General features: G+C 71.4%; 14 protein-coding genes and 3 tRNA genes. 5 read left to right on the top strand and 12 right to left on the bottom strand.

Features of this window, described 5'->3' with window-relative positions; all coding sequences use genetic code 11:
• The first annotated feature begins 380 nt into the window (after positions 1-380).
• A complete protein-coding gene (locus tag PV721_RS20785; protein ID WP_319726601.1) occupies positions 381-1,400 on the top strand; it encodes an adenosine deaminase in 1,020 nt (339 codons plus the stop codon).
• On the opposite strand, the gene PV721_RS20780 is transcribed toward PV721_RS20785, so the two are convergent.
• The 10 genes from PV721_RS20780 to PV721_RS20735 form a co-directional block, all read right to left on the bottom strand.
• Entirely contained in the window at positions 1,390-1,806 is a 417-nt protein-coding gene (locus PV721_RS20780; RefSeq protein WP_319726599.1) for a hypothetical protein, read from the bottom strand. The genes PV721_RS20785 and PV721_RS20780 overlap by 11 nt on opposite strands.
• Positions 1,807-1,822: 16 nt before the next feature.
• Positions 1,823-2,938 carry a UDP-N-acetylmuramate dehydrogenase gene (locus PV721_RS20775; RefSeq protein ID WP_319726596.1) on the bottom strand — a complete coding sequence of 372 codons (1,116 nt, stop codon included), beginning with the start codon at positions 2,936-2,938 and terminating at the stop codon, positions 1,823-1,825.
• Complete coding sequence (locus PV721_RS20770) at positions 2,935-3,333, bottom strand: DUF3291 domain-containing protein (protein WP_319726593.1); 399 nt, start codon at positions 3,331-3,333, stop codon at positions 2,935-2,937. Before PV721_RS20770 ends, PV721_RS20775 begins: the two co-directional genes overlap by 4 nt.
• 153 nt (positions 3,334-3,486) lie before the next feature.
• A complete protein-coding gene (locus tag PV721_RS20765; protein ID WP_319726591.1) occupies positions 3,487-4,935 on the bottom strand; it encodes a DHA2 family efflux MFS transporter permease subunit in 1,449 nt (482 codons plus the stop codon).
• Positions 4,936-5,013: 78 nt separating this feature from the next.
• Positions 5,014-5,583, bottom strand: coding sequence for a helix-turn-helix domain-containing protein (locus PV721_RS20760; RefSeq protein WP_319726588.1), 570 nt, complete (start codon positions 5,581-5,583; stop codon positions 5,014-5,016).
• An 836-nt stretch (positions 5,584-6,419) separates the two neighbouring features.
• Complete coding sequence (locus tag PV721_RS20755; protein ID WP_319726585.1) at positions 6,420-6,848, bottom strand: MaoC family dehydratase; 429 nt, start codon at positions 6,846-6,848, stop codon at positions 6,420-6,422.
• A gap of 1 nt (position 6,849) precedes the next feature.
• Positions 6,850-7,302: a MaoC family dehydratase N-terminal domain-containing protein gene (locus PV721_RS20750; RefSeq protein ID WP_319726582.1), complete on the bottom strand. Its 453-nt coding sequence runs from the start codon at positions 7,300-7,302 to the stop codon at positions 6,850-6,852.
• 188 nt (positions 7,303-7,490) lie between these two features.
• Positions 7,491-7,655 carry a 50S ribosomal protein L33 gene (gene rpmG, locus PV721_RS20745; RefSeq protein WP_003956487.1) on the bottom strand — a complete coding sequence of 55 codons (165 nt, stop codon included), beginning with the start codon at positions 7,653-7,655 and terminating at the stop codon, positions 7,491-7,493.
• An 88-nt stretch (positions 7,656-7,743) separates the two neighbouring features.
• Positions 7,744-7,816 (bottom strand) — tRNA-Met (locus PV721_RS20740).
• A gap of 48 nt (positions 7,817-7,864) precedes the next feature.
• A tRNA-Thr gene (locus tag PV721_RS20735) sits at positions 7,865-7,937 on the bottom strand.
• 450 nt (positions 7,938-8,387) lie between these two features.
• Here PV721_RS20735 and PV721_RS20730 point away from each other — a divergent pair.
• Positions 8,388-9,656: an amidohydrolase family protein gene (locus tag PV721_RS20730; RefSeq protein WP_319726580.1), complete on the top strand. Its 1,269-nt coding sequence runs from the start codon at positions 8,388-8,390 to the stop codon at positions 9,654-9,656.
• A 53-nt stretch (positions 9,657-9,709) separates the two neighbouring features.
• Positions 9,710-10,366 carry an SDR family oxidoreductase gene (locus PV721_RS20725; protein ID WP_319726577.1) on the top strand — a complete coding sequence of 219 codons (657 nt, stop codon included), beginning with the start codon at positions 9,710-9,712 and terminating at the stop codon, positions 10,364-10,366.
• Between the two features lie 104 nt (positions 10,367-10,470).
• Here the strand turns inward: PV721_RS20725 and PV721_RS20720 are convergent, their stop codons facing one another.
• Complete coding sequence (locus PV721_RS20720; RefSeq protein ID WP_319726574.1) at positions 10,471-10,881, bottom strand: DUF3574 domain-containing protein; 411 nt, start codon at positions 10,879-10,881, stop codon at positions 10,471-10,473.
• A 479-nt stretch (positions 10,882-11,360) separates the two neighbouring features.
• On the opposite strand from PV721_RS20720, the gene PV721_RS20715 reads away from it, so the two are divergent.
• A complete protein-coding gene (locus tag PV721_RS20715) occupies positions 11,361-12,491 on the top strand; it encodes a hypothetical protein (protein WP_319726571.1) in 1,131 nt (376 codons plus the stop codon).
• Positions 12,492-12,601: 110 nt separating this feature from the next.
• On the opposite strand, the gene PV721_RS20710 is transcribed toward PV721_RS20715, so the two are convergent.
• Positions 12,602-12,683: transfer RNA gene (locus tag PV721_RS20710), tRNA-Tyr, on the bottom strand.
• 200 nt (positions 12,684-12,883) lie between these two features.
• On the opposite strand from PV721_RS20710, the gene PV721_RS20705 reads away from it, so the two are divergent.
• The gene (locus PV721_RS20705) at positions 12,884-13,372 is read left to right on the top strand and encodes a YajQ family cyclic di-GMP-binding protein (RefSeq protein ID WP_030009008.1); all 489 of its coding nucleotides are present in this window, start codon (positions 12,884-12,886) and stop codon (positions 13,370-13,372) included.
• Positions 13,373-13,461: the final 89 nt, after the last annotated feature.

The following is a 13,461-nucleotide window of genomic DNA, read 5'->3' as shown; positions in this document are numbered from 1 at the left end:
CGGCGCCACCCCACCGGGGCGGCGCCGCTCAGCCACATCCAGCCCCGCCGCACCTCCGACCCCGCCGGCGATTGAGGCGCAGGGTCCGGGGCGAAGCCCCGATCTTCCACCCCGCCGCACCCTCCAGCCCCGCCGGCGATTGAGGCGCGGGGTCCGGGGCGGAGCCTCGAATCTTCAAGCCCGCCGCACCCTCCAGCCCCGCCGGCGATTGAGGCGCGGGGTCCGGGGCGGAGCCTCGAATCTTCAAGCCCGCCGGCGATTGAGGCGCGGGTCGGGGCCGGCGCCCGGCAGCCCCCGCGGCCCCCGCTCTCGCGTTCGGGCAAGCCCCCAAAAGGTAAAACCCCCTCCCGCCGAGCGCAGCGGTACGGCAGGATCAACAAATGGAGCACGCACGCGATCTCACGCTTCTGCCGAAAGCCCACCTCCACCTGCACTTCACGGGCTCGATGCGACCATCGACCCTCCTGGAGCTCGCCGACAAGTACGGCGTGCGCCTCCCGGACGCCCTCACCGCCGGCGAGCCCCCGAAGCTCCGCGCCACCGACGAGCGCGGCTGGTTCCGGTTCCAGCGGCTCTACGACGCCGCCCGCTCCTGCCTCCGCGAGCCCGACGACATCCGCCGCCTCGTCCGCGAGGCCGCGGAGGAGGACGTACGGGACGGCAGCGGCTGGCTGGAGATCCAGGTGGATCCCACCTCCTACGCCCCCCTGCTCGGCGGGATGATCCCGGCCGTCGAGATCATCCTCGACGCCGTCGACGCGGCCTCCCGCGAGACCGGCCTCGGCATGCGGGTCCTCATCGCCGCCAACCGCATGAAGCACCCCCTCGACGCCCGCACCCTGGCCCGTCTCGCCGTCCGCTACGCCGACCGCGGGGTCGTCGGCTTCGGGCTCTCCAACGACGAGCGCCGCGGCATGGCCCGCGACTTCGACCGGGCCTTCGCCATCGCCCGCGAGGGCGGCCTCCTCGCCGCCCCGCACGGCGGCGAGCTCACCGGCCCGTCCTCGGTCCGCGACTGCCTCGACGACCTGCACGCCGCCCGCATCGGGCACGGCGTACGGGCGGCGGAGGACCCCCGGCTGCTGAAGCGGCTCGCCGACCGGCAGATCACCTGCGAGGTCTGCCCGGCCTCCAACGTCGCCCTCGGGGTGTACGAGCGGCCCGAGGACGTCCCGCTGCGCACCCTCTTCGAGGCCGGGGTGCCGATGGCGCTGGGCGCGGACGACCCGCTGCTCTTCGGGTCCCGGCTCGCCGCCCAGTACGAGATCGCCCGCCGCCACCACGGCTTCACGGACCCGGAGCTCGCCGAGCTGGCCCGCCAGTCCGTCCGCGGTTCGGCCGCGCCCGCCGACGTACAGGAGAAGCTGCTGGCCGGGATCGACCACTGGCTCACCGGGTGAGCCGCAGGTCCCCCTCGTAGCAGTCGGCGCGCACCCGGCGCCCGTCCTGGAAGCCGATCTCCAGGTGGGTGCGGCCCTGCTCGGGGAGCGCGAACTCGGCGACCGAGGCGACGGTCTCGCCGAGGTGGCGCAGGAAGGGGTGGTCGCCGAGGTCCTCGCCGACCTCGATGCGGCCCCACTCCCCCATGTCGTAGGGCTCGTGCGGCGCCGCGGACTCGACGATGAGGCACTGGTCGGACCCGGTGGTGATGCGGATCGAGTCGCCGACGCTGTCGATCAGCCAGACGTCGAGGGGCGCCTCGGAGCGTTCGCCCTCGCTGATGTGCCAGGACGCGACGACTCTGCTGAGCGTGCGGCCCACGAGGCGGGTGGGGTCCGTACCGGCCCCGTGCAGGGGACAGAGCATGGGCGGCCGGGACTCCTCAGATGCTGACGCCGACCGTCACCGGCTCATTGACGAGGGTGACGCCGAAGGCCGCGTGGACGCCCGCGACGACCTCGCGGGCCAGGGCGAGGAGGTCCTCGGTGGTGGCCTCGCCGCGGTTGGTGAGGGCGAGGGTGTGCTTGGTGGAGATGCGCGCGGGGCCGGTGCCGTAGCCCTTGGTGAAGCCGGCCTTGTCGATCAGCCAGGCCGCGCTGGTCTTCGTACGGCCCTCGCCGGCGGGGTAGGCGGGCGGGGCGGTCCCGGGGCCGAGGCGGTCCTGGGCGCGGGCGAGGAAGGCGGCGTAGGCCTCGTCCGTCAGGATCGGGTTGTGGAAGAAGGAGCCGGCCGACCAGGTGTCGTGGTCGGCGGGGTCGAGGACCATGCCCTTCCCGGCGCGCAGGCGCAGCACGGTCTCGCGCGCGGTGGCGGCCGGGACCCGGTCGCCGGCCTCGACGCCGAGGGCGCGGGCGGTCTCGGGGTACTTGATCGGCACGGAGAGGCCGCCGGCGTCCTCCAGGGCGAAGCGGACGCGCAGGACGACGTAGCGCTCGGGCTGGTCCTTGAAGGTGCTGTTGCGGTACCGGAAGGCGCACTCGGCGGCGGTCAGCGTGACCGTCTCGCCGCTGGTGCGGTCGTAGGCGACGACCTCGGTGATCGTGTCGCAGACCTCCTGGCCGTAGGCGCCGACGTTCTGGATGGGCGTGGCGCCGGCCGAGCCGGGGATTCCGGCGAGGCACTCGATACCGGCAAGGCCGGCCTCGACGGTGCGGGCGACGGCGTCGCTCCAGTTCTCGCCGGCCGCGAGCTCCAGGGTGGTGCCGTCCAGGTCGAAGCCGGTGGTGGCGATGCGCAGGGCGGTGCCGTCGAAGCCCTGGTCGCCGATGACCAGGTTGCTGCCGCCGCCGATGACCAGGAGCGGTGTGCCGCTCTCGTCCGCGGCGCGCACGGCGGCGACGACCTCGGCGTCGGTGGTCGCGGTGACCAGGCGGGCAGCGGGGCCACCGAGACGGAAGGTGGTCAGCGGGGCGAGGGGGGCATCGTGGAGTTCCTGCACGTGGACAAGAGTACGGTCCGTGCCCCTCGCATCCCTGCGGGGCCACGGACCGTGACTCACGAGGCGGCCTTCTGTTCGGCCAGGCGGCGCTCGGCCTCCTCCCAGCCGATGGGCAGCTCGGAGGGGCGCACGGTCCAGAAGGTGAAGGCGGATTCCTTCATGGACGCGGCGGCTGCGCGGGAACTGGACCGGTGCGGCTCGCTCCGCGCGAACCGGTAGAGCGCGTCACGGTCCTCCCACGCGGAGAGGGTCAGGAAGGTGCGCCGGAGGACCCGGGCCCGCAGGGCGACCCCGTGGGCGCCGGAAGCCTTGCGGATCTGCAGGACGATGCCGGGGGTCTTGAGGAGGAACTTGACGGCCCCGGCGAGGGTGGTGGTCTCGAAGCGGGAGGCCATGACGTAGACCTCGGCGTCGGGGGCGGCCTGGGTGGGCGTGGACCAGGGGATGTCGGGCATGGCGGCGGGCGCTCCTTCACGATGAGTCGTACGGATCTTCGTGCGCGGGCGGTGCTGCGGTTCTCCCGGCCGCCTCCCGAGCGGGCCCGGGCCGGCGAGCGGGGTCGGGCCGGCGAGCGGGGTCGGGCCCCGGCCGGCGAGCGGGGTCCCGGGTCAGCCTGCGGCGGGCACCTTCTCAGGCGCTGCGACCGCCTCGACGGCGGGGACCGGGGAGGACTTCGCCCGGCGCGGCAGGAGCAGGGCGAAGGCGGCGGCCACGGCGACGGCGACGGCGCCGATCCACAGGGCCGGGATGGTGCCGTCGGTGAAGGCCTGCGGGGATTCGTAGCCGCCCTGGGCGGAGAAGACCGAGGCCAGGACGGCGACGCCGAGGGCTCCGCCGACCTCGCGCAGGGCGGTGTTGGTGCCGGAGGCCTTGCCCTGGTCGGCGGGGACCACGGTGGACATCAGGACGTTGGCGGCGGGGGCGAAGTAGAGGGCCATGCCGATCCCGCTGAGGATCAGCGGCGGCAGCTGGGCGGCGTAGGAGACGTCCGTGCTGAGGACCGCCGCGAACCAGCCGAGGCCGAGGGCCTGGAACGCCAGGCCGGCGGCGACGACGGGACGGCCGCCGATGCGGTCGGAGAGGATCCCGGCCAGCGGCGCGACGATCATCGGCATTCCGGTCCAGGGGAGCATGCGCAGTCCCGCCTCGGTGGGCGAGTAGCCGGCGACGCCTTGGAGGAACTGGCTGAGCAGGAAGATCGAGCCGAACATGCCCAGGAACATCAGCAGGCTGGCGATGTTGATCCCGAGGAAGCCGCGGTTCTGGAAGAGCCGCATGGGAAGCATGGGGTTGGCGTGGGTGAAGCCGTGGTGGATGAAGCCCCCGACAAGGGCGGCTCCGGCGATCAGGCCGGTGAGGACCGGGGCGCTGCTCCAGCCCTCGGAGTTGGCGTTGACCAGGGCGTAGACGATGCCGAAGAGGCCGCCGCTGATGAGCAGGGTGCCGGGGATGTCGAGACGGGCGCCCGGGGCGGTGGACTCGGCGAGCCGCAGACGGGCGAGCGGTATCAGCGCCAGGCCGATCGGGACGTTCAGCCAGAAGATCCACTGCCAGGAGATGTGCTCGGTGAGGCTGCCGCCGATGAGGGGGCCACTGGCGACGGCGAGGCCGGTGACGGCGCCGTAGATGCCGAGGGCCATGCCGCGGCGGGCGGCCGGGACGGCGGCGGTGAGCAGGGTGAGGGTGAGCGGCATCATGATCGCGGCGCCGACACCCTGCACGGCGCGGGCGGCGATCAGCGCGTCGATGCCGGGCGAGAGGGCGGCCGCGGCGGAGGCGCCGGTGAATATCGCGAGGCCGGCGATGAAGAGCCGGCGGCGGCCGAAGCGGTCGCCGAGGGCGGCGCCGAACATCAGGAGGACGGCGAAGGTGAGCGTGTACGCGTTCACCGTCCACTCCAGGTCCTCCAGCCGGCCGCCGAGGTCCTCGCGGATGGCGGGGAGGGCGGTGGTGACGACCAGGTTGTCGAGTGCGGCCATGAAGCTGGCCACGCCGGTGAGGACGAGGGCCCAGACGGCGGGCCCCCGGAGCTTGGTGTCCGTGTCCTGCGTGTTCACGATTCCCCCTCGGGAAGTTAGTTATTACTGACTAACTTTTGCGGACAAGAAGACGCGCGCGGCAGGGCGCGCCCGGCATCACGCCTCCAGGCGGCCCGTGGCGCGGGCCGACGGGTAGAGGCCCTCCCAGACCCGATGCTCGGGCGGGAACCCCATGGCGGCGAGGGTGTTGATCAGCATTCCGTACGCCATGAAGGTCGTGGTCTCGTTCGGATCGGCGCCGAGCGCCAGATGGGCGGTGTCCCAGAGCTCCATCCAGCCGGCGCGGACGATCTCGCCGAACTCGTGGTCGCCGGCCGCTTCGGCGGCGGCCACGGTGACGTAGACCTGCAGCTGCATCTGGAGCTTGTCCGGGTCTTCCGCGATCAGCCGGGTGTACGCGTTGGCCATCGCGCGCAGCGCCTCTTCGCCGTGCAGCCCTTCGGAGGCGGCGGCGAAGACGTCCCGCGACTCCTTCAGACAGCGCGCGGAGGCGGCCAGGAAGATCGCCTGCTTGTTGGGGAAGAGCCGGAAGAGATACGGCTGCGAAACGCCCACCCGCTTGGCGATCGCCTCGGTGGAGGTCCCGTAGTAACCACCGCGAGCGAACTCGTGCATCGCCGCACGAATCACGCTCTCCCGCCGCTCATCTGCACTCATCCTTGCCATGCTTCAAAGTTAGTACTCAATCACTAACTTCGTCAAGGGGCCCACAGCCGCGCTCCGGGACGAGAGGGCGAGGGGCCGCGCGGCAAGGCGCAAGATCCGGCGAGGCCGTCGACCACGGCCACCCTCATACAGGAGCGCGCACCGATCGGCGGCCTCACGCCCGACCCCAGACGGGCCGCCGCCAAGCCATGCGCGCGACGCACCCAACCAGCGACGGCTCATGCCCAGCCACCACAGACGGGCCGCAGCCGCCAGCCATGCGAGCGAAGCACCGATCAGTGGCGGTTGGTACGCAGCAGCAGACGGGCCGCGGCCGCCGCACCGTGCGAGCGACGCACCGACCAGCGACGGCCGATGTCCAGCCACCACAGACGGGCCGCAGCCGCCAAGACGCGCGAACCACGCACCCACCAGGACGGCTCATGCCCAGCCACCACAGACGGGCCGCAGCCGCTGAGACGTGCGAGGCACGTAGGAAAGTGAACGCGCCCCCCGACCAGCCTGGAGGTCGCCGACACGGCCGTCCCTGCTGTGATCCCCCGGCCCGTTCTTTCGGGGGTTTCCCGCCTGTCTTCGATTTTCCGTGGCGGGACGGTCGGTCAAGGGTGGCCGCAGGCCATCGCGCAGCGACGCGACGAAGGAGCGCCCTTGAGGGACCGTCCCGCCACGGAAGACGATGAGACCGACGGGAAACCCGCCCCCAGCCGAGGCCCCACCGAGGCCCCACCAGAGGCGACCGAGCACCAGACCCCACCGGGGGCGAGCCACCGGGGGCGAGCCACCGGGGCACCCCCACCAGAGCCTTCCTCCCCCACCCACCTCAGGCGAGACCCACCTCAGGCGAGTTCGACCACCGCGCGGGACATGCCCAGGACCTTCTGGCCCGCGCTCATGGCCGTCACGTCGACCCGGACGCGGTTGTCGCCCAGCTTCACGGCGACCTTGGCGGTGACCTCGATCAGCCCGCCGCGGTCGTCGTTCGGGACCACGACGGGCTTGGTGAAGCGCACGCCGTATTCGACGACCGCACCCGGGTCGCCGACCCAGTCGGTGACGACGCGGATCGCCTCGGCCATGGTGAACATGCCGTGCGCGATCACGTCCGGCAGCCCGACCTCCTTGGCGAACTTCTCGTTCCAGTGGATCGGGTTGAAGTCGCCCGAGGCGCCGGCGTACTGGACGAGCGTGGCGCGCGTCACGGGGAAGGACGCCGCCGGCAGCTCGGTGCCGACCTCGACGTCGGCGTACTGGATCTGCGCTGCCATGTCAGGCCTCCTCGGGGGCGCGGGAGACGAGCTTCGTCCACGCCGTCACCACGTGCTCGCCGGTCTCGTCGTGGACCTCGCCGCGGATGTCGATGATGTCGTTGCCCGCCATCGACTTCACGGACTCGATGGTGGAGGTCACCGAGAGCCGGTCACCCGCGCGCACCGGGCGGGAGTAGGCGAACTTCTGGTCGCCGTGCACGACGCGGCTGTAGTCCAGACCCAGTTGCGGGTCCTCGATGACCTGGCCGGCCGCCTTGAAGGTGATGGCGAACACAAAGGTCGGGGGCGCGATCACATCGGAGTAGCCGTACGACTTGGCGGCTTCGGGGTCGGTGTAGACGGGATTGGCGTCACCCACCGCAACCGCGAATTCGCGGATCTTCTCCCGGCCGACCTCGTACGGATCGGTGGGCGGGTAGCTCCGCCCCACGAAGGACTGGTCGAGAGCCATGCTCACTACCTCCTGATGAAGGGACACGAAAGGCACAAGGACAAGGACACAAGGACAGGACGCAAGGACAAGAACAAGAGCAAGAAGAAAGAAGCCAAAGACAGGCTGGGCACGGAAACGACACAAGGCCGCCCCCCAATGAAGGGGACGACCTCATGACGGTGCCTGTTATCGAGACTTCGCTGGGGTCAGCGGGTCTCGCGGTGCGCGGTGTGCGAGTTGCAGCGCGGGCAGTGCTTCTTCATCTCAAGACGGTCCGGGTTGTTACGCCGGTTCTTCTTGGTGATGTAGTTCCGCTCCTTGCACTCCACGCAGGCCAGCGTGATCTTCGGGCGGACGTCGGTGGCAGCCACGTGAGTGCTCCTTGACGGAAATTGGGACGGATGAACGCATACAAGAGTAGCCGACCGGGAGACCGACCCCGCAATCGGCTACTGTGTGTAGCGGCGACCGGACTTGAACCGGTGACACAGCGATTATGAGCCGCTTGCTCTACCGACTGAGCTACGCCGCTTTGATGTGATCAGCTCCCCACCCGAGGGTGGGGAACCTCTCTCACCAGAGCCCCAATGCGGAATCGAACCGCAGACCTTCTCCTTACCATGGAGACGCTCTACCGACTGAGCTATTGGGGCGAGCGATGAAGACATTACACGGTTGCCTGCCGATCGCCCAAATCCTTTGCGGGGACCGGGCTCCGAGGGGGTTCCGACGGGACTCCGAGGGGGTTCCGATGCCCTTCTCGATCAACCTGCCAACCACTTCCACCCCACTTCCCGGCCGAAATGTGTGCGGGCTCACACCCACGCGGGGCGCCGGTCGGAGTCGTCGGAGCCGGTCGGAGTCAGTCGGAGCCGCTCGGGCTTACAGGGCGCACGCGCGGGCGCCGCGGCGTACCGGCACCACACCGCGGCGTACGGGCGTACGGGCACCACACCCGGCGTACGGGCACCACACCGGTACGACTATTGCGCTCTTCCCTGAAGCGGGGTGCGCCGCGCCCTAGGCTCTGAGCACGCTGCGTGATCTTGGGCCGTAGGCCGCGGCCAGGGCCCAGGAACCGCCCGAGCCACCGCAGGAGCGCGATGTCCGACAGCCAGCCGCAGCAGCCGTTCCAGCCGCCCCGTAGTGGCAACGGCAACGCGGCCGCAGCCGAGGCCACCAGCCTGCTGCTCGCCGGGGCGCGCCTCACCGACGGCCGGACCGTCGACGTCCGCCTCAGCGGCGGCCGGATCCAGGCCGTCGGCACCGCGGGCAGCCTCCCCTCCCCCGCGCTCTCCCGGGTCGACCTGGGCGGCTACCTGCTGCTCCCCGCCCCCGCCGAGCCGCACGCCCACGGGGACACCGCGCTGACCGCCGACGGCGAGGGGCCCGTCTCCTACACCCCCGACGAGGTCCAGCGCCGGGCCACCGAGGCGGCCCTGCTCCAACTCGGCCACGGCGCCACCGCCGTGCGCTCCCACGTCCGGATCGGCGACGTGCACGGACTCGGCCCGATGGAGGCCGTGCTCCAGGCCCGGCGCTCCCTGCGCGGGCTCACCGACCTCACCGCCGTGGCCGTCCCCCGGCTGCTGACCGGGGTGGCCGGCGCGGACGGGCTCGCCATGCTCCGGGACGCGGTCAAGATGGGCGCCTCCGTGATCGGCGGCTGCCCGGACCTGGACCCGGACCCGACGGGCTTCCTCGAAGCCGTCCTGGAACTCGCCGACGAGCACGGCTGCCCTGTGGATCTGCACACGGACGGTGACGATCCCGGCCGCCTCTCCCGGCTCGTGGCGATGGCCGGCGGGCTGCGCCCCGGGGTGACCATCGGCCCCTGCGGCGGTCTGTCCCGGCTCCCCCTGGACGCGGCGGCCCGCTCCGCCGACCAGCTGGCGGCGGCCGGCGTACGGGTGACCTGCCTGCCCCAGGGCGACTGTGCGGCCCTGGAGCGCCGCGGCCTGCGCACCGCGCCCGTACGCCTGCTGCGGGCCGCCGGCGTACGGGTCGCGGCCGGCAGCGGGGCACTGCGGGACGCCGGGAACCCGGTCGGCCGCGGCGACCCGCTGGAGGCCGCGTACCTGCTTGCCTCCCAGGGCGGGCTCCGGGCGGGCGAGGCCTACGACTCGGTCAGCGCCTGCGCCCGCGAGGCCATGGGCCTGCCGGAGGTGCGGGTGGAGGCCGGTTTCCCGGCGGAGCTGCTCGCCGTGCGCGGGGACCGGATCGCGGGCGTGCTGTCCCTCGCGTACAGCAGGATCGTGATCCACCGCGGGCGGGTGGTAGCCCGTACGAGTGCCGTACGGGAGTACTGCGACTCCGCGGTCGCGGTGGCGCTCGACCTGCCCCGGCAGGGCCGTACGGAGCCCGGTCCCTGAAGTTCGCCGTGCGTTCGCGGGCGTGGGCGCCCGGCTCGTCGTACGGTCGGGGCATGCGCATCGTCATCGCGGGTGGACACGGTCAGATCGCGCTGCGGCTGGAGCGCCTGCTCGCCGCGCGCGGGTACGAGGTCGCGGGCATCATCCGCGATCCGGCACAGGGCGACGACCTCAGGGAGGCGGGCGCCGAGCCGGTGCTCTGCGACCTGGAGTCGGCGTCGGTTGAACACGTGGCCGGGATCCTGCAGGGCGCGGACGTGGCGGTGTTCGCGGCGGGCGCGGGCCCCGGCAGCGGTATCGAGCGGAAGGACACCGTGGACCGGGGCGCGGCGGTGCTGTTCTCCGATGCGGCCGAACGGGCCCGCGTGCGGCGCTTCCTGATGGTCTCTTCGATGGGTGCGGACGCGCACCACGGGGGCGACGAGGTCTTCGACGCCTATCTGCGGGCCAAGGGCGAGGCCGACGACCACGTACGCACCCGTCTGGGCCTGGAGTGGACCGTCCTGCGCCCCGGCTCGCTGGTCGACGACGCCGGGACGGGTCTGGTCCGTCTGGAGGCGCAGACGGGCCGTGGGGCCGTTCCGCGCGACGACGTGGCGGCGGTGCTGGCCGAGCTGGTCGAGACCCCGGCGACGGCGGGCCTGACGCTGGAGCTGATCTCCGGTTCGACCCCGGTGCAGGTGGCCGTCAAGGACGTGGCGGGCAACTGACGGCCGTCGCGACGGCCACAGCGACGGCCACAGCGACGGCCACAGCGACGGCCACCCGGGCGGGGGCTCGGACGGGTGGTTCGGGCGGTGGTTCGGGCGGTGGCTCAGAACCCGGCGTTGACCTTGTCGTCGGACCGCCCGACCGAATCCTGCTGGTACCGGTCCTCGTAGGCCTGCCGGATCCGCTCGATGCGCGTGCTGCGCTCGTCGGCCTCCTTCTCCGGGTACAGGAGCACCACTTCGTACGAGGTCTCGCGGACGGTCTTGCCGTCCTTGCCCCGCCACTGGCCGTACCCGTCGTGGAGGGTCAGTCCCTCGGGGAAGGAGGGGGTGATCTCCGCGTCCAGGAACCGCATGAACTCCCGCTCCTCGACGGGGCCTCGGCCGTCGGGGCGTTCGGTGCCGAAGTACAGCCGGGTCTCCTGGTACGGCTCCCCCACGTCCGTGTGCAGGGCCGCTCCCATCAGAGCCGGAATCCCCGCGCCGAGCAGGGCGACGAGCACCCCGCCGCCCACCTTCCCCCGTGTATCAGATGTCCACTTCACTCCGGGTGAACGAACCGGAGCCCGCGACGATGCGGCCGATGGGCCGACGGTGGACTCTCTGAAGCCGGCTCCGCCCTGGTCTTCGGGCGCGACGGGCTTCTTCGAACCGTTTGGGCGGCCCGGGGAGCACCATCCGCTGCCGCCCTGGTGCTCGGCGTGCCGGGGTCGCGGTCCGCGGTGCCGCCGCCGCGGAATTGACGCCGGGCGGGGCCGTGGTGCGCAGGGCCGGAGCGAACGGGCGACCGCCATTCGAATGCAATCTCAGAGCGTCCGATCCAGGGTGCGGGAGATGCACCGCCGCGAGCGATACCACTCGTACCGTCTTGCCGGGCTCCATGATCAGGTTCCTCCTCCTCTCCACGTGCAGGGAGAGGAGCGGAGAGCTGCCCGGCTTGTAACCGAGAGGAAGCGCATCGATGAAGAATCGTCTCGTACTCGCTGGATGTGCCGTGGCGGCAAGCGTGGGCATGTGCATGGCGGCCTCGCCGGCCATGGCGCAGGCGCCGAACAAGGTGAGCGTCGCCTGTGGCGATGTCGCCGCGCTCATCACCGCCGTCGAGCAGGCGAATACGAATGCCGCGGGCGGCACGATCAACCTGGCCAAGGACTGTGCGTACCGCTTCGTGGACGACTTCGGCGACGATTCGGGCATTGCCCTGCCGCCCGTCACCGGGAACGTCGCGATCGTCGGCCACAACTCGACCCTGATCCGCTCGGTGACCGGCGGCAGCCCCCTCTTCCGCCTCCTCTCGGTCGAAGAGGGCGGCACCCTCACCCTCAAGGGCGTCACCGTGACAGGTGGTCGTACCGACGGGAACGGCGCCGGCATCGCCAACGCGGGCACCCTGCGCCTGGAGGACAGCCAGGTCGCCGGCAACCAGGCCGGCGGGACCGGCGGCGGCATCTCCAACGAGGGCGGCGACGTCACCCTCGTCGACACCGAGATCCTGACCAACGTGGCCACGTCCCCCACGGACGACCCCGGGGACGGCGGCGGCCTCAGCAACAGCGCGACCGGCACCCTCACGCTCCGCAAGACCACCGTCGCCGGCAACACGGCGGACGAGAACGGCGGCGGCATCCAGAACGAGGGCACGCTGACCGTCGAGCACAGCCTCATCACGAACAACGAGGCGCGTGACGGCAACGGCGGCGCCATCAACAACCTGGGCACCGCGAAGATCAAGCACAGCAAGCTCATCGAGAACTGGGCCGGCCTCAACGGCGGCGCCGTCAACAACGTCGCGGGCGGGACCCTGGAGATCCAGCAGTCCACCCTCGCCGCCAACAGGGCGGGCAACGACGGCGGCGGCGTCAACAACGCCGGCACCGCGACACTGAAGAAGACCAAGGTCGAGGCGAACTCGGCCGGGCACGACGGCGGCGGCATCAACAACGCCGAGGAAGCCGGAGGCGACACGCAGCTGACCCTGGAGCGCACGACGGTGGCGGAGAACCGCGCCGCCAACGTCGGCGGCGGCATCAACAACCAGGCCGGCGCGGTCGTGACCCTCAAGGAGAGCAAGATCATCAAGAACCTGCCCGCGAACTGCGCCGGCACGGTCGCGGGCTGCTCCTGAGGCCCCCACCACGGTGCTGAGGCCGGCGCGGCCTTAGCACCGCGGTCCCGGCGTTAACGAGGAAGCCCCTCTGACCTGCGTTTCCGCAGATCAGAGGGGCTTCTTTCGCGTGGCGGCGCCAGGGTTCGAACCTGGGTAGGCTGAGCCGGCAGATTTACAGTCTGCTCCCTTTGGCCACTCGGGCACACCGCCAAGATTTGCTGCCATTTTTTCCGCCTTGCGGCGGCGCTCCCTGGCAACGACGTAAACGATACCTGATGACCGGGGGTGCTTCGCCACCGGATTGATCAGCGTTGCGGGTGGGCGCGGTGGCTAGGCTTTGCGGAGCGGGCCGGGGATGTCCGGCCGCGCCCTCCGGGGCGATCACAACCGACTTCAAGGAGCCACAGCACATGGCCGACTCCAGTTTCGACATCGTCTCGAAGGTCGAGCGGCAGGAGGTCGACAACGCCCTCAACCAGGCCGCCAAGGAGCTCTCGCAGCGCTACGACTTCAAGGGCACCGGCGCCACGATCGCCTGGTCCGGCGAGAAGATCCTCATGGAGGCGAACTCCGAGGAGCGCGTGAAGGCCGTCCTCGACGTCTTCGAGACCAAGCTGGTCAAGCGCGGGATCTCGCTCAAGGCGCTGGACGCCGGCGAGCCCCAGCTGTCCGGCAAGGAGTACAAGATCTTCGCCACGATCGAGGAAGGCATCTCCCAGGAGAACGCCAAGAAGGTCGCGAAGATCATCCGGGACGAGGGTCCCAAGGGCGTCAAGGCCCAGGTCCAGGGCGAGGAGCTGCGCGTCAGCTCCAAGAGCCGTGACGACCTGCAGGAGGTCCAGGCGCTGCTCAAGGGCAAGGACCTGGACTTCGCGATCCAGTTCGTGAACTACCGCTGACCCAGGTCCGAGACCTGCCACCACGCCGGCCCGGCGGTCTTCACCGACCGCCGGGCCGCGGCGTGTGCGGAGGTGCGGGGCGTGGGCGG

It is taken from the genome of Streptomyces sp. MB09-01, assembly GCF_033794505.1.
Taxonomy (GTDB): domain Bacteria; phylum Actinomycetota; class Actinomycetes; order Streptomycetales; family Streptomycetaceae; genus Streptomyces.
The sequence above is the reverse complement of the archived record's forward strand: the minus strand, read 5'-3'. Positions and strand labels throughout refer to the sequence as shown.

Coding starts and splice junctions, on each gene's coding strand:
- PV721_RS20760 (WP_319726588.1), bottom strand. CDS start 5,583: ATGGCAAGGATGAGTGCAGATGAGCGGCGGGAGAGCGTGATTCGTGCG.
- PV721_RS20705 (WP_030009008.1), top strand. CDS start 12,884: ATGGCCGACTCCAGTTTCGACATCGTCTCGAAGGTCGAGCGGCAGGAG.
- PV721_RS20780 (WP_319726599.1), bottom strand. CDS start 1,806: ATGCTCTGTCCCCTGCACGGGGCCGGTACGGACCCCACCCGCCTCGTG.
- PV721_RS20755 (WP_319726585.1), bottom strand. CDS start 6,848: ATGGCAGCGCAGATCCAGTACGCCGACGTCGAGGTCGGCACCGAGCTG.
- PV721_RS20730 (WP_319726580.1), top strand. CDS start 8,388: ATGTCCGACAGCCAGCCGCAGCAGCCGTTCCAGCCGCCCCGTAGTGGC.
- PV721_RS20770 (WP_319726593.1), bottom strand. CDS start 3,333: ATGCCCGACATCCCCTGGTCCACGCCCACCCAGGCCGCCCCCGACGCC.
- PV721_RS20725 (WP_319726577.1), top strand. CDS start 9,710: ATGCGCATCGTCATCGCGGGTGGACACGGTCAGATCGCGCTGCGGCTG.
- PV721_RS20785 (WP_319726601.1), top strand. CDS start 381: ATGGAGCACGCACGCGATCTCACGCTTCTGCCGAAAGCCCACCTCCAC.
- PV721_RS20750 (WP_319726582.1), bottom strand. CDS start 7,302: ATGGCTCTCGACCAGTCCTTCGTGGGGCGGAGCTACCCGCCCACCGAT.